Source organism: Neobacillus sp. S1227 (genome assembly GCF_055385255.1).
The window spans coordinates 3931077-3948455 of the sequence record NZ_AP038276.1 but is presented as its reverse complement, the minus strand read 5'-3'; the positions used below and the strand labels follow the sequence as shown (position 1 = coordinate 3948455).

Genomic DNA, 17379 nt, shown 5'->3' with positions numbered 1-17379 from the left:
TTTAGGGGGTTGTAAGGATGTCGGAATTATTAACTGTAACAGTTGGAGAGCTGTTAGAAGAAAAAGCAAAATTACACCCAGAGCATGAAGCAGTCGTGTATTCAGACCGGAATCTGAGATGGACTTACAGCAGGTTCAACCAAGTTTGCCGAACCGCTGCAAAAGGCTTAATGAAGCTTGGAATCGAAAAGGGTGAACATCTTGCAGCATGGTCGACAAACACTCCTGAGTGGCTGATAACTCAATTTGCTACCGGAAAGATGGGAGCAGTATTGGTTACGGTGAACACAAACTATCGCACAGCAGAATTGGAATATCTTTTAAAACAATCAGACTCTACTACGATTATTTTAATGGATAAAATGAAGGATTCTTCATATGTCGATATGCTTTACGAAATTGCACCTGAATTAAAAACATCAGAACCGGGCAGGTTGAAAAGCAGCAGGCTGCCATTTCTTAGGAATGTCATCGTATTGGGGGAGAAGAGATACCCAGGTACTTTTTCATGGGAAGATATTATTCGTTTAGGTGAATTGATTTCAGATCAAGAACTGGATGACAGGATGAACACGCTTGAACCGGATGATGTGATTAACATGCAGTATACTTCAGGAACAACAGGTTTCCCCAAGGGGGTTATGCTGACCCATAATAATATTGTTAATAACGCCTTAAATATTGCAAATTGCATGAAGTTGACCGTTCAAGACCGTCTCTGCATACCAGTTCCATTTTTTCACTGCTTCGGATGTGTTCTTGGCACAATGGCTTGCATGACTGTGGGAGCAACCATGGTTCCTGTACAGGAATTCAGCCCGAAAAAGGTACTTCAGACTGTTCAAGATGAAAAATGCACGGGACTTCACGGTGTGCCGACCATGTTTATTGCGGAATTGCATGATCCCGAGTTTGAAAAGTATAACCTGTCGTCCTTAAGAACCGGGATCATGGCTGGATCGAATTGTCCGATTGAAGTCATGAAAGCCGTTATCGAAAGGATGGGGGCTACAGAAATTACGATTGCCTATGGACAAACTGAGTCCTCACCGGTCATTACCCAGACACGGACAGATGACCCCATTGAATTACGGGTGGAAACAGTCGGAAAAGCTCTGCCAAATGTCGAGGTGAAAATCGTTGAACCAGGAACGAACAGGGAAGTGCCGCGTGGAGTTCAGGGTGAGCTTTGCACTAAAGGATACCATGTCATGAAAGGCTACTACAAAAATATCGAGGCAACGACACAAGCGATTGATCAAGACGGCTGGCTGCATACAGGAGACTTGGCGGTCATGGATAAAAACGGCTACTGCAAAATCACTGGACGTTTGAAGGATATGATTATAAGAGGCGGAGAAAATATCTATCCGCGTGAAATTGAAGAATTTTTATATACAAATCCCAAAATTTTAGATGTACAGGTGGTAGGAATCCCTGATGAAGTGTATGGGGAAGAGGTAATGGCCTGGATTATATTAAAAGAAGGGGAGGCGGCAGATGCTGAGGAGGTCAAGGAATTCTGCAAAGGAAAAATTTCGAAACATAAAATCCCGCGCTATATAGAATTTACTGACGCATATCCAATGACAGCCTCCGGAAAAATACAAAAATACCGGTTAAGGGAGAAGGCCAAAGAAGTAGTGAAAAGATAATATTTTCAATGTTGTTGCACGATACCAGCCCTTTTGATTATACTTAAACTTGGACAATTAAGGAAAAGGGCGGTGAAAGCATGATTCATCTGACATGGCGTGAACGCGAAACAGTTAAGAAAGTTAAATGTGTGCATACAAACGCTGAAAAATATATGGTAAAAAACATGTTGACTGTTGGAAAAGTGTACGATGTTAAAAATGAAACCGAAGAATTTTATTACATTATTGACAACTCCGGCAAGGTTGGCGGATTTTATAAGGATTATTTTCAAGATGCATAGAAAAAGCCTGGCAGTAAGCCAGGCTTTTTTATCGAGCATCCGGGAACACCCTGCGTATGGTATCCGTAAATTCATCAAAGAAACCGGAAACAGGCTTTCCTTTGCGCATATCGTTTTCATAGCGCTTCATACGTTCATAAAAATCAGGGTTAACTGAGACGTAAACATTATCAATATCCGAGTCCACTAATTTTACAGTCCGTGATATACTATCCTCGATATTGGCTGTCAGCCCATTTCTTGCTGAACGGTTCAGTTTTGCCGCAACAAACGCATTATGATTTGTGACGATAATATTGGCGTGATTTACCTCAGGCAGGTCCGATACCTTGCGGGCTGCTACCTCGGCAACACGCATCTTGGAACCCGTTGTACTACGCACTTTTGTACCACGGATATCCAATTTGTGGATATTTCTATCCAATTCTTGATCGCTTATATCAACACCAGAAATTGCAGGTCCGCCGTGATTCGGAATATTATATTTTACTTTGGCTGGATTTATTTCATTGCGGGTGACGGTATCGTCATTCACATCATTTCGCGCACAGCCAATTAAACAGAGAGTAAACATGATGGAAGCAGTAAAGAAAAGCCTTAATTTCATTTTTTGCACTCCTTTATTTAGGTTTACAAAATTAGGTTTCCAAACATAAAAATAAACTATCCGGTGAAAAAGAAAAGAAGCATCAGTGACAATGCTTCTCAGGCTGTCGAAAAAAATTGCAACGCACTTAGCAAGGTTAACAAAAAAATTTTGGTATTTAGGTTTACACAAAATAAAAAATTGCCGAGAAAAATACCCTTTCTCGGCAATTGGAAGTATATGTGATGATGCTTCTTTTATTTGAAAAGATTATTTAGCCTGCGCTTCTGCAGGTTTTTTTGCATACAGCTTTTGACTAATTAAAGTTTGAACAGTCAGGAATGTTCCCCCCACAACCCAGTAAAGCGGCAGGGCCGCTGGTGCGCTAAATGAAAACATGACAATCATTAGCGGAGACATTAACCCCATAAATTTCATTTGTTGACGCTGCTGTTCTGGCATGGTTGACTGTGAAACCCTAAATTGGAAATAATATATAACTCCTGCAATTATAGTGATGATGATATCAGGCTGCCCCAAACTGAACCATAAAAATTTATGTGAGGCAATTTCTTGGGAACCGCGAATTGCATAGTAAAAACCCGTTAAAATCGGCATCTGAATTAGAATAGGAAGGCAGCCCATATTTAATGGGTTAACACCATGCTTTTGATATAGTCCCATCATTTCAGCTTGCAGTTCTTGTTTTTTCTTTGGATCCTTTTCTGCCTTCATCTTCTTTTGAATTGTATCCATCTCAGGCTTTAAGGCATCCATTTTTTCTTTCATATGCATTTGATTTTTATATTGTCTAAGCATTAACGGCATTAACACAAGCCTGATGATTAAAGTTACAAAAATGATCGCCAGTCCATAGTTTCCACCAAAAACTTCTGCGAAGAAGTGAATAATTTTTGCAAATGGTTCAACAAAGTACGTATGAAAGAAACCATCATTCTTCCCGCTTTGCTGGGAAGAGCATGCTGATAATAGTAATACGGAAAAAGATACAATCATTAATAGTAACGAAGATTTATATTTTTTCATATTTCCTCCTAAAGATATGATTTAGTACAGATTAGCGAATAAGAAGGAAATTGGCTTTTCAGAATCATCGTCCCGGAAACACGCTTTTCTTCGGATAAATTTAACGATTCTTATTAAAATGAAACTAACCGTTAAACTACTTTTTTTCTTATAAAAAAACAGCGGGTGAATTATTTTGGTGCCGTATGGGTTCGAAAGCGAACCAATTGAGGAGTATTCTACACCCCAAGCCCACAAATTTTTCAAAACCAGTCCTAGATAAATACTCATATAAAGGGCTGTTAAGGTATTAATATCCGAATGATCGATTAATAATTGAAACAAACATTTCACCTCACATCAGGTAACCAATGATATGAGTATATAAGAGAATAGCCAAATAATCAATTATTGTTATATGTTAATGTTTGGGTCTAAATGTTCATGAAAGGTCAAGAACACTAACTCCCGGATGGAATTAGTGTTCTTTAGGTAATGCCAATGTGCAGTTAACATTGAATAGGCAAAATCAACTTTCTCTTCGCTTGGCGGTTCCACATCCTTTAAAGGGTATTCGTAGCCGAGTGTTATAAAAAGAATTCACCATTAACAGCGCATAAATATTGATAACTAGTGAAAACGCTCCTGTTTTAATTTACGATAATATCAGCAATCATCGGACCATTATGGGCACGATTGGAATGAAGTTCGCAAATTAAGCGGTAGGTACCTTCCTTTGAGAATTGAAGTGGAACGATTGTTTCTTCCCCTTTTATTACAGTCCCCTTGATATCTGTACCTTCAATATAGAACGGATGCTCTTCTCCATTAATGCCGGTTATAAACAATTTTACCTTTTCCCCTTTTTCTATATTGATTTGACTCGGGTCCCAGCGATAGGCCTCTATATCTTTCCCATTTTTCATTTTGGATTTGTATTCAACTGTCACCATATGAATTTCTCGTATTTTTCCATCCGCCTTCTGATTAAAGACCGCAGCATCACCAGCTTTTAATAGAAACCAAGATGATATTGCTGCTAGCATAATACCTACTGCTAAAACAAATAGCAGCGTTTCTTTTTTTAATATCAGAAATTTCACAAGCATATCCCCCTTTAATATTTGTCCTAGTCTATTCATATGCCGGATAGGCAGGAAAACTTGTCTACTTTTTTTTTCTGAATTTTTGAATTGCCTCTGCCTGATGGTTGAACGATCGATAAAATGTCTACACTTGTAATAAGTCACCTCAAGAAAGTAAGAAATTGCTTTGTATTTCTTTAATAAACGTTTATAGTAAAATCAGGGATGAAACGAATACTAGGTGATTATTTTGAAGGGCTATCAGAAGGATAAAATTTTTAAGATTGTAAAACTTTTATTCCCATTGCTTTTATTGATATTTGCGATATTTGAAATAAAAAAGTTTGTGGGAAATTTAGATGTTCGTTTACTAGAAAACGAATTAAATCAACTCAATTTTTTGACGCTTCTGCTTATCATTGGCGTTACCTTTTCGGCTGTTTTACCGATGCTTTTGTATGATGTGATTTTAGTTCGGATCTTAGGGGCAAATGTCCCTAAAAAAGAATTGTTAGAGCAATCGTTTATTGCCAATTCCTTTTCTAATTTAATCGGATTCGGCGGTTTAATCGGTGCAGCGTTAAGAACGTACTTTTTTCACAAACTTGAACAGGATAAGCGGCGATTACTTAGTGTTATAGCAACGGTATCCCTATTTTATTTGGCTGGCATCTCATTATTATCGTGGGCAGCGGCACTATGGTTCCGAAGGTTTCCTTTATTTGTCGATACCAAATGGCTTTATTTTGCCGTGTTGGGTGTGGCCCTTTATCTACCAGTCTTTTTAATCATACATAGAATGAATGCTAAAAAAGGCAAGCAATCTTTGATTACGGTAAAAGAGGGAACCAAGCTCATTGGGGTTTCCTTTGTTGAATGGATCGCTGTTTTTTTGGCAATTTATCTATTGACCAGAATTTTGGGCATCTCAATCCCAATCGAAGATCTCTTTCCTGTCTATATCGCCGCTGTTTGCGCCGGTATCATCAGTATGATTCCGGGCGGTCTTGGCTCATTTGATTTAGTTTTTATTTGGGGGATGCAGGAATTTAATATGGCCGAGGAAAAGGTCCTCGTTCTGCTTCTTTTGTATCGAGTAGGCTATTACTTACTGCCGTTTATCGTGAGTCTAATTTTTTTTGTAAAGCTTTATTGGGAAAGATGGAACCAGTCATGGAATAATTTACCCAACGCGATATTAGAGGTATTCAGCCACGTCATTTTGACCATGCTAGTATTTTTATCAGGGCTAATCCTGCTTTTGTCTGCTAGTGTGCCTGGGATTATGTCGAGGCTTAAAATTGCCCAAGAACTGTTATCTTTTCCGATTATTAATGTTTCCCATCAACTCTCTGTTGCTGCTGGATTCTTGCTGTTAGGATTATCGCGGGGCATTGAATATAGAGTAAAACGGACTTATGAATTAACAATGTCAGCCTTAATACTTGCAGCACTGTTTTCCATTTTTAAAGGGATTGATTATGAAGAAGCGATCTTCTTAATTATTGTCGCCATCTTACTTAGGGTTTCCAAAGGGCAGTTCTATCGGGAAAGCTATGTATTAACCTGGGGAAGAACAATCTTTGATATTGCTTTAATTGTAATAATTACTTCGATGTATATTACCATTGGCTATTTAAATTTACCCGATGCCAAATTGGCGCTGCCTGCAAAATTATTGCCATATGTCATTATCGATTATCACGATTTATTTATGAGTGCGGGAATTGGGTTGTTTATTGCAGTTTCAATCCTTTCGATTGGCTATCTGAACAGTTTATCGAAAAAATGGAAATTTGAATCATCGTTGGCACAGGAACAGGAAATCCTTGAGCATTTGCATAAATATCAGGGGAAAGTCTTGTCCCATCTCATTTTCTTGCACGATAAATATATTATCTGGAATAAAAAAAGAAATGTTATGATTTCATTTCAAAAATATGCGGATAAATTGGTAATCCTCGGTGATCCAATTGGTGAACTGAATGATCTATCCTCCGCGATTGAAGAATTTCAGGAAATTGCCGACCTACATGGATTTTCGATTGTATTCTATCAGGTTAGTGAAGAAATGTTACCATACCTTCATAGCCATGGATTTGCCTTTTTTAAATTGGGGGAAGAGGCCTTTGTGAAATTGCAGGAATTTTCATTGGCTGGAAGCAAAATGAAAAGATTACGGGCCATTAAAAACAAATTTACCCGTGAAAATTACCGCTGCGAATTGGTGAATCCGCCTCATTCCAGCGAGCTTTTAAAGGAACTGCGTGAAGTATCAAATGATTGGCTTCAGGGAAGCAAAGAAAAGGGATTTTCGCTGGGATTTTTTGATGAAGCCTACCTGGACAAGGCACCTATTGCACTTGTAAAGGATAGTAATAGTAGAATTATTGGCTTCATGAGCATGATGTATGTTTATGATCATAACCAGACTATTTCAGTGGATTTAATGAGATTCCGTCCGGATGTAGAATCTGGTACCGTGGATTTTCTGTTTCTCTCCTTAATGGATTGGGCGAAGGAACAAGGTTACCTGCGTTTTAATATGGGGATGGCACCATTGGCAAATGTAGGCCTTTCCAAGTTTGCTTTTTTAAGCGAGAAAATTGCGGCGCAGATTTTCATGCACGGCCATTTTTTCTATCATTTTCAAGGCTTAAGAAAATTCAAGGAAAAATATACAAATATTTGGGAGCCGAAATATTTGGCCTATCGCAGAAAATCTTCTTTACCATTTATAATGGCACAAATTACCCTATTGATTTCGAAAAGAAGGGCATAGATAATGAAAAGTGGCTGGAACAATGGGTCTGCCGCTTTTTTTTATAAAAATTTTCCAAAATAGGCTCTTCATATCTATAAATATTTGGTAAAATCAATTAGGTAATTAGTCATAGATTGGGTGTTGTCATTGAGTAAATGGATTTTAATTTTTATAACAGTCTTGTTCTTATTTTCAAACCAAATTCCTGCCCTTGCACAAGGGCCTGGGGAACTGCCATTAAAAAGTGAATCCGCGGTGCTTTTGGACACTGAAACGAATGCTGTTCTCTACGGGAAAAATCTGGACGAAAAAATGTATCCTGCCAGCGTTACGAAAATCGCTACAGCTATTTATGCCATTGAAAAGGGGGATTTAGACAGTATTGCGACAGTCAGTGCCAATGCTGTTAGACAAGATGGTACTAGGGTCTACTTAGTGGAAGGTGAACAGATGCCGCTAAAAAAGCTAATTCAAGGGATGCTGATTAATTCAGGGAATGACGCCGCGGTAGCGATTGCAGAACATATTGATGGCAGTGTAGATCTTTTTGCGGAACATATAAATGAATATTTAAAAACAGTTATTGGGGTTAAAAATACTCACTTTACAAATCCAAGCGGCCTTCACGATGACAATCATTATACAACTGCAATGGATTTGGCATTGATTACGAACTATGCCATGAAGAATCCTCAATTTGCCGAGATTTTTGGAACAAAAAGATTACATTGGGAGGGCAAGTCCTGGAATACTGACCTTATCACACATCATCTTATGTTAAAAGGGGAACTTCCATACGCGGGAATAACCGGGGGGAAAACAGGGTATACCACGGTATCGAAACAAACCTTGGCCACCACTGCAGATAATGGGAATTTAAAATTAACGGCGATTGTCTTAAAATCAGACCAAAAAAGAGACAAATATGATGATACAGCCGTCCTGCTTGATTATGGATTTAATGAATATATCCATTCTACCTTAAAACATGGGGAAGTTTATAAGAGTGGTGAAAAGGAATTTCTTTTGGATACAGATCTCCTTGTTACCGAGGATAAAAATGGAATTGTAAAAAACGTCGACAGTACCGGCCGGCTATCTATTGAAAATCCAAATGGGCAGGTTCTTCAGGTGGCTCAGTTAAAACAAAAGGAAGAACCAAAACCTGTGAAAACTCCTTCAAAATCTAGTAAATCCACTAATAAGCAGGTATATGCTGCATCATACTTATGGGTTATCATAGCAACCGCAGCAGCTGTTTTGATAGGTGCCGGGAAGAAAATTACCGGTAAAATGTAGATGCATATACATATACATTTAGAAAGCCATGAAATTGCTAAAGTTTCATGGCTTTCTTTGTGTCAAATTGGTTGTCAATAGCATTAAAAAGGAGATGAAGATCATTGAAATGACTAACAGCCAAGCTAATTTCATATTACCTGTTTCCATAGCAACATAAACAGCAGTGGGTGCTGTCTGGGTTTTCCCAGGGATATTACCAGCAAACATGAGCGTGGCGCCAAATTCGCCCAATGCTCTAGCAAAGCTAAGTATGAATCCGGAAACAATCGATCTTATAGATAATGGAATAGTTACTTGCAAAAAAACATTAAAATCACTTGCCCCGTCCATTTTCGCAGCCTCTTCGATATCCTTGTCCACGGCTTGAAACCCAGTTTTTACAGATTGGTACATTAACGGAAATGCAACTATAGTGGAGGCAATAATCGCTGCCAGCGGTGTAAAGATGATGGAACGATCAAAAAGAGTCTCGATAAAGGCTCCAGCCGGACTATTTTTTCCAAAAAAGAAGATTAATAAAAAGCCAATAACGGTAGGTGGTAAAACAATAGGCAGGAGCATTATGGTCTCTATGATCATTTTTCCTTTAAAATGTTTATCAGCAAATAATCTAGCGAATAAAATACCAAAAATTAGTGCCAGTAAGGCAGAAATTATGGCCACTTTTAGTGACAATAAAATCGGGGGCCAAAATTCATTAAGCATAGTAGATAAAATACTTCCTCTCGAAAGGCAGATTATTCCCTCATTATAGCGAAACCTTCCAAGTCATAAAAGATATAAAACAAAAAAACTGCCAAATTGCAGTTTTATAGATCATCTTTATCTTTGGCCAATAGCTGCTGAGCACCTGAATCAAAGGAGCTTGGTGAATCAATTTGGTCTCGGTCATCGACAAAGCTCCTATTTCCAAAGAAATCACTCTTATCACCAAAATTTTGGCCGTAGCCTTGATTTTTCTTGTCGGAATTATGCCACTCAGCCAGCAGGTTTTGGCCAATATTTACGGCAGAAGCATTTTCAAAGGAATTAATTTTTATCATGAATATATTTATATTAATATATGGAACGGGAGCCGACATGTCATCTCCTCCTTATAATTGCTTTTAAATATATGCAATTCCCTAATGTTTATGAGGAAATTAAGGATTAAAATAACATTCAGTTAAGTATGATGAAGTAAGGCTTTGTTTTTTGCTTCCCTAAACAGGGGAGAGGGGGTGTGGATTGATGGATATGGAAAAATTGAAACAATGGCTGGAGATGGCAAAAAATATGCAAGGCGGAGATTTTTGGAACAATATCTTTGACCAGGAGTTTGCCAAACAATTTATGAATGAAGCGCCTTTTAAGACACCCTATTCCCAAACAAACCGGCAGCAGCCCGGCACCGATATGAAAAGCGAGAGAACGTTCCCTGCAATAGATTTAATGGAAGGGGAAGAGGAGGTAATGCTAGTTATCGAGCTTCCCGGTGTCTTAAAAGAAAACATAGAATTAGGGCTTAATGGCAATATACTCACTGTCAAAGGAAGAGCTTTGCCCATTCATCCACATTTGAAATATACTTATTCGGAAAGGTTTTACGGTGAATTCAATCGGCAGATTACCTTACCTGATACCGTAAATCCGCAGGATATCAGTGCTAAATTCTGGAATGGCTTATTAATAGTCAGTTATCAACGTTTCGTACAAAAGGGCGAAATTATCCCAATTGAATAACAGGTTTTTATAAAAAGAGGACTTGATAAGCAGTGTTTTCCATATAAATGAAGTAAGGTTAAAAATAAGGGAGCGTTTTAGGCCAATGTCAATAAAAAATTTATTCCTTATTTTCCGCAAAAATGATTATGAAAAAGAATTCCAAAAAAAAATAACTTCCTTAGAGAGAAATATAGAAGAATTGGAACAAACACTGCGGGATTTAAAGGCACAAAACAAGCCTGATGAGACCGTGAAAACAAAGGATCCTCCGATAATAATTGAAAAAATAAATATTGAAAAGATTATTTTGGATAAATATGAATTGAATAATAATTTTGGACAGCTTGGGATTAAAGAATTGAAAGGAAAATTAAATATAGGTGCCACATACGGCAGTGAATTTACACCACATCTCAATGAGGGTGAAGAGGAAAAAGTAACTGAGGCTAAAGAGGAAAAACTCAAGAAACAAGAAAGATCTAATGGGCCTAAGGTAAATATTAAACCAAAGGATCATTAATTGAAAACTCGCCGATTTGGCGGTTGTGATAGGAATAAGGCAGAAGCGTAGTTGAATTTATGCGGCAGGAAATCACTAATTTGGAAACACTTGCAATTTTCTATTTGCTAAAAAAGACTAAAGAGGAGTCCTTTAGTCTTTGTGTTAACATTATTGAAGTCTGCTTTCTACCGCTTGGCATACTTCATCAGCAGACAAACCGTTTGCATCAATAACCGGTGCTTTCGTAACGGTATCAGCCATTCCCATAACGTTCGAATCAAGGCCGGTAACGACACAGCAATCACAACTTTGGGCGTCAGACTCCTGTTTGAGTTCGACAACATCATATCCTTTTGCACGTAGAGCATCTTGAACATTTGTAAGAGATTGTTCTACTCCAACCCTTGCCATACAAACACCTCCTCCTGTCATTTATATTGCCTAAGTTTGACAGAAATATTCCGAATAACTATGGTTTATCTTTCAAAAGCTAAAATACGGAGGTGTGATTATGGGCAAACGCAGTAAGAAAAAAGCTGATCCTTCCACAATCGGCTTGGCTTCACCGGAAGTGGAAGGGCAAGGAACAACCACAACCGAGACTGGTTCAAGAATGCAGCCATCATCAAGAAAAAAGCAAAAGCAAATGTAGTATATCAATAACGGAGGCTGGCACATATGCCAGCCTCCAAATTATTATTTATACATCTCTGCTACTTGTTTTTGAATATCAGCATTGTCTAGGTATTCATCATAAGTCATTTGCTTATCGACCAATCCAGCAGGTGTTAGTTCAAATATGCGGTTGGCAATCGTTTGGATAAACTGATGGTCATGGGAAGCAAAGAGCATAGACCCCTTAAAATTAATTAATCCATTGTTAAGAGCGGTAATGGACTCCAAATCCAAGTGGTTGGTTGGCTCATCCAAGAGCAGGACATTTGCACCGCTAAGCATCATTTTGGACAGCATGCAGCGGACTTTTTCTCCACCGGAAAGGACGCTTGCTTTCTTTAAAACTTCTTCACCGGAAAACAACATTCTTCCTAAAAATCCACGCAGGAAGCTCTCGCTGTCATCTTTTGGTGAAAACTGACGGAGCCAATCGACAAGATTTAAGTCGCTATTCTCAAAGTATTCCGAGTTATCCTTCGGGAAGTAAGCTTGAGATGTGGTTATTCCCCATTTAAAGGTACCGCTGTCCGCTTCCACTTCACCCATTAATATTTTAAAGAGTGTTGTTTTGGCTGTTTCATTTGTCCCGACGAGGGCAATTTTGTCTCCCTTGTTCATGATAAAGTTAATGTTATCAAGTACCTTTACGCCATCGATTGTTTTCGTCAGCCCTTCTACTCTTAACAAATCATTACCAATTTCCCTATCTGGGGTAAAGCCGACATATGGATATCGTCTTGAAGACGGTCTAATATCATCAAGTGTAATTTTGTCCAACAGCTTTTTCCGCGATGTTGCCTGCTTGGATTTCGAAGCATTCGCACTAAAACGGGCAATAAAGCTTTGCAACTCTTTAATTTTTTCTTCTTTCTTCTTATTGGCGTCCTGCGCCATTTTTAAAGCTAATTGACTGGATTCATACCAGAAGTCGTAGTTGCCGACATAAATTTGGATTTTGCCAAAGTCTAAATCCGCAATATGGGTACAAACCTTGTTTAAGAAGTGACGGTCATGGGATACAACAATCACTGTATTTTCAAAATTGATCAGGAATTCTTCGAGCCATTGGATGGCCTTGATATCAAGATGGTTGGTTGGCTCGTCTAAAAGTAATACATCAGGCTTGCCAAATAGAGCTTGTGCAAGAAGGACTTTTACTTTTTCAGCACCAGCTAATTCTGCCATCTTTTTATAATGAAGCTCTTCACCAATTCCTAGCCCTTTTAACAGGATGGCCGCTTCGGATTCAGCTTCCCAGCCATTTAATTCGGCAAATTCACCCTCGAGTTCAGCAGCTTTCATGCCGTCCTCATCAGTGAAGTTTTCCTTCATATAAATGGCGTCTTTTTCCTGCATTACCTGATAAAGTCTGGTGTGACCCATGATAACCGTTTTTAAAACCTCATGTTCCTCATATTCAAAGTGGTTTTGCTTTAAAACAGCCATCCGCTCGTTCGGTCCTAGTTGGACTGTTCCCGTCTGTGCTTCAATTTCTCCTGCGAGTATTTTTATAAAGGTAGATTTTCCGGCACCGTTCGCTCCGATGAGACCGTAACAATTGCCAGGATTAAACTTAATATTCACATCTTCAAAAAGCTTTCGATCTCCGTATCTTAAACTTACATTACTTACAGTAATCATTCTTGCATCCTCCAAAAAAAACATATTGCTTTATATTATACCATTAATAAGGGGAAAGAGCGAATTTCACACTAATATTTGGGGGAAATGTATCATTTTTTTGAATTTTGCGGGGGGAGTAAAGTGGTAAACAGAAAAATTTTCTAAAAAAATTTTTTTGTTTTCATACTTTATTCATATTTTTGTTGTAAAATTAACGTAAGAAGCAGTTAAAAGAAGGTGAATTGTGTGGCCAAAAAACAGCTCACAGAACTCGTAAACAAGCTTAAAAAAGCTGGTATCAAAGTGAGTTTAACGAAACCAAAGTCCAATTATCATTTATCTTTGCAGCAATTAAATAAATATCCTTCATCTGTTGTTAAATAATAATATAATGTAGTGAAAAAGCGATTAATCCTTGGGACTAACCGCTTTTTTTATACTAATTAATTTTGTCCAATATTTTATTTTTAACTTCTTTGCGATTAAAACCATCGCCCATCGGAAATTTAGCAACAAATTTATTGTTTTCGTCAATTAAATAAGTGAATGTGGTGTGGACAAATTGTCCATTTCCAGGGTCTTTATATTGGAATTGTAAGGCCTCGCCAATCTCCCTAATCTTTTTCTGCTCATTTTTAATATTTTGTTTATCCCCTGTTAGGAATGTCCAGTTTTTGCTATTTTTAATTCCAAACCCGTTCATATAATCGGATAATACTTCTGGAGTATCACGATAGGGGTCAATCGTAATCGTAATGAATTCGATATCCTTGCCGAATACCCCGCTTTTTTCTAAATCCTTTTTCAGAGCCGCCATCTTTTGTGTCGTGGTTGGGCAAACATCAGGACAGTGTGTATAAATGAATTCAATAAGCTTCAATTTTGTTTGATCCTTGCCGAATGTATATTGATCACCATTTTGATTGATTAATGTAACATTGCCAGGAATTTTAGTGTTTGCATCCCGAATTAGAAAATATGAAATCCCGGCAGCAATACCTATAAATATTGCTAAACTGCAAATAAGGTAAATTTTTTTCATCACGATTCCCTCCTAACAATAAGATAAAGAAGTTTTCACAAAAATGATATGGATATTTTGTGAACAAAAAATAGGCTATGATCATATTGACAATTCATGCAAACTATAATAATCTGAAGATGAATTATAGTTTTCTTATTAAAGGGAGTATGTTTTATGTTAGGTGTCGTTCTTAACTAATCCAACTAATTGGATACTTTCATTCCGACCGCCTTTTTGTTTTTTTGATAACAAAAAAGGTTTATTTTAGTATGGGCAAGGAATGAGGTTAAGAACAATGGGCAGACATAAGCATACATTTTATAACCAATGTAGCTGTGTACACTCGTGTAGACAGTTTTTATTTTGGTATATTTTTGTATTTTTTCTTTTGCCGCAATGACATTGTTCATTGCGGCTATTTTTATTTTGGGAGGAATATAAGTTGAATCTGCATACCTTTAATGTATTGGAATTTAATCTAGTAAAAGAAACTATTGCAAGCTTTGCAATGACAAAGGAAGGAAAAGCGAAAATTGAGGATTTGACACCTTCTTCCAATAAGAAGCAAATCGAGGCTTGGCTTGATGAGATTACGGAAGCTGTCAAGATTCTGGGAAAAAGCGCCAGTGTACCTGTTCATGGACTCGATGGGATGGAACATATGCTTTCCAACTTAAACAAAGGAGTGGTCTTCCGTCCGGATCAGTTAATGAAGCTGTACGATTTCTTGGATAGCTGCGAAAAGATGCGAAAATATATGAAGGATAAGGAATATTTTGCCCCAAGAGTTGCGTCCTATGTCCATGTAATTGAAGAACTACCGGAGCTTGCCAATGAAATTAATCGCTGTATACGTAATGGCAGAGTTGACGATTATGCCAGCAGGGAGTTATTAAAAACTAGGAAGCAAATAGCCATTCAGGAGGAACGCCTAAAGGAAAAAACCATGCAGCTGGTAAGGTCCAATAAATATAAGTCATATTTACAGGAACAAGTTGTCAGTCAGAGGAAGGGAAGATTTGTGATTCCGATAAAAAAGGAATATCGGACCAAAATTAAAGGGACCGTCTTGGATACATCAGCATCAGGAGCAACTTTGTTTATTGAGCCAGAGGATATCGCTATATTCCAAGATCAACTTACCTGGCTTATGGCTGATGAAGAGACCGAGGTACAAAAAGTTCTCAGCTGTTTAACTGGATTGGTGGAGCAAAATGAAACGCAAATTCGGCTGGCAGTTGAAACGATGGTTCACTATGATTTTTTGTTTGCAAAAGCAAAATATTCTCGTTCTATCAATGGTTCCAGGGTGGAAATAAATAACACTGGTGATATTGACCTAATGGAGGCGAAGCATCCGTTGTTGGGAGAAAAAGCTGTACCATTGAATTTTAGAATGGCAAATAATAAACGAGCCTTAATTATTACAGGTCCGAACACTGGCGGGAAAACGGTTACCATCAAAACAGTTGGGCTGCTGGCATTAATGGCCCAATGCGGACTTCATATACCTGCAGATGAAAAGAGTAATATAAGTATTTTTGAAGCCATTTTAGTTGATATTGGGGACGGTCAAAGTATAGCTGAAAATTTAAGTACGTTCAGTTCCAGAATCGTTAATATTATTGAAATCTTAAAGAATGCTAACAATCGCACATTAACTTTAATAGATGAACTTGGTTCCGGCACTGATCCGGGTGAGGGGATGGGTCTGGCAACAGCCATTCTTGAAACTCTATACGAAAAGGGGGCAGTGATATTGGCAACCACCCATTATAGTGAAATAAAAGATCTTGCTGATCAGCATCCAGGTTTTATGAATGGGTCAATGGAGTTTGATCTTAAGAGCTTAAGTCCAACCTATCGTTTAATGATAGGGAAAGGGGGTGAAAGCCAAGCATTTGAGATTGCTTTACAGTTGGGAATGCACCCAAAAATAATTGAAAAAGCCCATAACGTAACGTATAAGGAAGAAAAAACCTTTGTTTCACCTGTTTCGGACTATTGGAAGCTGAAGGATATGGAAAAGCAGGTTATCATTAACAAATACCAAGACAAAAAGGCTGCCGGAAAACCTGTCCAACAAATGCCTCTATACCAGCAGGGGGACAATGTAAAAATCACACCGGGAAATGAATTTGGGATTGTTTATAAAGGACCAGATCAGCAAGGAAATTATATTGTCCAGGTTAAGGGTGAAAAATTATTAGTTAACCATAAAAGAATGAAACTATATATCGCTGCAAATGAATTGTATCCCGATGATTATGATTTCGATATTATCTTTCAATCTAAAGAAAATCGCAAAAAAAGCAAGATTCTTTCAAAAAGACATGATGACGAAATTATTATTGAACATTCAGAATAACGATCATGTAATAAACCTCAAAGAGGATGTCTAAAAGGTACGCCTATTAGACATCCTCTTATTATCATTTTTTACTCTGTGAATATTGTTTAGCCAAAAGTTGCTTTACTTCGTTATAACTGAGGCCCGACTGACTGTTTAGACGTTTTACTTCTTCAATATCTGTTCCAACAATCGAATAACGCTTCTGATTTAATTTCATCTTAAGTCCTCCAAATGAAATAGAAAAATGAAGAAATGAAAAGGCTAATTTTGGACATACTAAAGGAAAAGGAGGCGGTTCCGATTTTTTTTGGTAAACGTGCAAAAGAAGACGAAATTGAAACAATTCTTGTTGATACTGAAATTTACTCCTGTATGGATAATTCATGTATAGGCTGGATGAGAAAGGATTTTGTATCTGACGATTTACTGTGTCCAATGTGTGGTAATGAAATGGTACAGGAAATACGTGAACTTCCGAAAATATAATACAGCTTCATGATAAAGACTGTCTTGCTGATCGACAGTCTTTATCTATTATTTTGTATCTTCTATAAATTTTCGTTTTGCTGGCCGATTTCACCGGAGGCTATAATGGTATTGGCTTCTTCAAGAAACTCATGCTCATCAACAGAATCACCAGGTACATTTTTTAAATTTGGGAAGACGGCCCCGTTATTAATAGTAAAGGTTTTTTCTTTTGGAGCTGTTGTTAAATAATCATCCTTCCTTGCCATTTCATCATCTCCTTACGTACAGCTTTTGCATTCCATAAGCCTTCTATGCTTACCTATTTCTA

General features: G+C 37.8%; 20 protein-coding genes. 10 read left to right on the top strand and 10 right to left on the bottom strand.

All coding sequences use genetic code 11. The annotated features are described in order from the left end of the window. Positions 1-17 precede the first annotated feature (17 nt). Both ACZ5AE_RS19700 and ACZ5AE_RS19695 read left to right on the top strand, forming a co-directional pair. The gene (locus tag ACZ5AE_RS19700) at positions 18-1655 is read left to right on the top strand and encodes an AMP-binding protein (protein WP_464566278.1); all 1638 of its coding nucleotides are present in this window, start codon (positions 18-20) and stop codon (positions 1653-1655) included. A gap of 80 nt (positions 1656-1735) precedes the next feature. Next, complete coding sequence (locus ACZ5AE_RS19695) at positions 1736-1939, top strand: DUF6501 family protein (RefSeq protein ID WP_213145171.1); 204 nt, start codon at positions 1736-1738, stop codon at positions 1937-1939. Positions 1940-1967: 28 nt separating this feature from the next. Here ACZ5AE_RS19695 and ACZ5AE_RS19690 read toward each other — a convergent pair whose 3' ends face one another. From ACZ5AE_RS19690 to ACZ5AE_RS19680, 3 genes are all read right to left on the bottom strand, one after another. After that, positions 1968-2546 (bottom strand): YhcN/YlaJ family sporulation lipoprotein, encoded by a 579-nt coding sequence (locus ACZ5AE_RS19690; protein WP_464566277.1) that lies wholly within the window; start codon positions 2544-2546, stop codon positions 1968-1970. 249 nt (positions 2547-2795) lie between these two features. Beyond that, positions 2796-3572 (bottom strand): membrane protein insertase YidC, encoded by a 777-nt coding sequence (gene yidC, locus ACZ5AE_RS19685; protein WP_464566276.1) that lies wholly within the window; start codon positions 3570-3572, stop codon positions 2796-2798. A 629-nt stretch (positions 3573-4201) separates the two neighbouring features. After that, a complete protein-coding gene (locus ACZ5AE_RS19680; protein ID WP_464573675.1) occupies positions 4202-4660 on the bottom strand; it encodes a cupredoxin domain-containing protein in 459 nt (152 codons plus the stop codon). A gap of 217 nt (positions 4661-4877) precedes the next feature. On the opposite strand from ACZ5AE_RS19680, the gene mprF reads away from it, so the two are divergent. Together mprF and ACZ5AE_RS19670 are read left to right on the top strand one after the other, a co-directional pair. After that, positions 4878-7418, top strand: a complete 2541-nt coding sequence (gene mprF, locus ACZ5AE_RS19675; RefSeq protein WP_464566275.1) for a bifunctional lysylphosphatidylglycerol flippase/synthetase MprF — start codon at positions 4878-4880, stop codon at positions 7416-7418. 129 nt (positions 7419-7547) lie between these two features. After that, positions 7548-8699 (top strand): D-alanyl-D-alanine carboxypeptidase family protein, encoded by a 1152-nt coding sequence (locus ACZ5AE_RS19670; protein WP_464566274.1) that lies wholly within the window; start codon positions 7548-7550, stop codon positions 8697-8699. Between the two features lie 45 nt (positions 8700-8744). Here the strand turns inward: ACZ5AE_RS19670 and modB are convergent, their stop codons facing one another. Continuing rightward, the gene (gene modB / locus ACZ5AE_RS19665; RefSeq protein WP_464566273.1) at positions 8745-9407 is read right to left on the bottom strand and encodes a molybdate ABC transporter permease subunit; all 663 of its coding nucleotides are present in this window, start codon (positions 9405-9407) and stop codon (positions 8745-8747) included. 104 nt (positions 9408-9511) lie between these two features. Next, the gene (locus tag ACZ5AE_RS19660) at positions 9512-9784 is read right to left on the bottom strand and encodes a hypothetical protein (RefSeq protein ID WP_464566272.1); all 273 of its coding nucleotides are present in this window, start codon (positions 9782-9784) and stop codon (positions 9512-9514) included. Positions 9785-9932: 148 nt separating this feature from the next. Here ACZ5AE_RS19660 and ACZ5AE_RS19655 point away from each other — a divergent pair, with 148 nt between their 5' ends. Next, complete coding sequence (locus ACZ5AE_RS19655; RefSeq protein WP_464566271.1) at positions 9933-10424, top strand: Hsp20/alpha crystallin family protein; 492 nt, start codon at positions 9933-9935, stop codon at positions 10422-10424. An 85-nt stretch (positions 10425-10509) separates the two neighbouring features. After that, positions 10510-10926 carry a hypothetical protein gene (locus ACZ5AE_RS19650; RefSeq protein WP_464566270.1) on the top strand — a complete coding sequence of 139 codons (417 nt, stop codon included), beginning with the start codon at positions 10510-10512 and terminating at the stop codon, positions 10924-10926. Between the two features lie 150 nt (positions 10927-11076). Here ACZ5AE_RS19650 and ACZ5AE_RS19645 read toward each other — a convergent pair whose 3' ends face one another. Then, complete coding sequence (locus ACZ5AE_RS19645; protein ID WP_464566269.1) at positions 11077-11319, bottom strand: YkuS family protein; 243 nt, start codon at positions 11317-11319, stop codon at positions 11077-11079. Positions 11320-11419: 100 nt separating this feature from the next. Here ACZ5AE_RS19645 and ACZ5AE_RS19640 point away from each other — a divergent pair, with 100 nt between their 5' ends. Continuing rightward, on the top strand, positions 11420-11560 hold the full coding sequence (locus ACZ5AE_RS19640) for a YuzL family protein (protein WP_213120545.1): 141 nt from the start codon (positions 11420-11422) through the stop codon (positions 11558-11560). Between the two features lie 44 nt (positions 11561-11604). Here the strand turns inward: ACZ5AE_RS19640 and ACZ5AE_RS19635 are convergent, their stop codons facing one another. Then, on the bottom strand, positions 11605-13224 hold the full coding sequence (locus ACZ5AE_RS19635) for an ABC-F family ATP-binding cassette domain-containing protein (RefSeq protein WP_464566268.1): 1620 nt from the start codon (positions 13222-13224) through the stop codon (positions 11605-11607). A gap of 228 nt (positions 13225-13452) precedes the next feature. On the opposite strand from ACZ5AE_RS19635, the gene ACZ5AE_RS19630 reads away from it, so the two are divergent. Beyond that, complete coding sequence (locus tag ACZ5AE_RS19630) at positions 13453-13590, top strand: hypothetical protein (protein ID WP_464566267.1); 138 nt, start codon at positions 13453-13455, stop codon at positions 13588-13590. A gap of 55 nt (positions 13591-13645) precedes the next feature. Here the strand turns inward: ACZ5AE_RS19630 and ACZ5AE_RS19625 are convergent, their stop codons facing one another. Continuing rightward, the gene (locus ACZ5AE_RS19625; RefSeq protein WP_464566266.1) at positions 13646-14248 is read right to left on the bottom strand and encodes an SCO family protein; all 603 of its coding nucleotides are present in this window, start codon (positions 14246-14248) and stop codon (positions 13646-13648) included. Positions 14249-14672: 424 nt separating this feature from the next. Here ACZ5AE_RS19625 and ACZ5AE_RS19620 point away from each other — a divergent pair, with 424 nt between their 5' ends. After that, positions 14673-16598: an endonuclease MutS2 gene (locus ACZ5AE_RS19620; protein ID WP_464566265.1), complete on the top strand. Its 1926-nt coding sequence runs from the start codon at positions 14673-14675 to the stop codon at positions 16596-16598. 64 nt (positions 16599-16662) lie between these two features. Here ACZ5AE_RS19620 and ACZ5AE_RS19615 read toward each other — a convergent pair whose 3' ends face one another. Continuing rightward, positions 16663-16800 (bottom strand): hypothetical protein, encoded by a 138-nt coding sequence (locus tag ACZ5AE_RS19615; RefSeq protein WP_464566264.1) that lies wholly within the window; start codon positions 16798-16800, stop codon positions 16663-16665. Positions 16801-16850: 50 nt separating this feature from the next. On the opposite strand from ACZ5AE_RS19615, the gene ACZ5AE_RS19610 reads away from it, so the two are divergent. Then, complete coding sequence (locus ACZ5AE_RS19610; RefSeq protein ID WP_464566263.1) at positions 16851-17069, top strand: cold-inducible protein YdjO-related protein; 219 nt, start codon at positions 16851-16853, stop codon at positions 17067-17069. Between the two features lie 62 nt (positions 17070-17131). Here ACZ5AE_RS19610 and ACZ5AE_RS19605 read toward each other — a convergent pair whose 3' ends face one another. Further along, positions 17132-17317: a hypothetical protein gene (locus ACZ5AE_RS19605; protein ID WP_464566262.1), complete on the bottom strand. Its 186-nt coding sequence runs from the start codon at positions 17315-17317 to the stop codon at positions 17132-17134. Between the last annotated feature and the right edge of the window lie 62 nt (positions 17318-17379).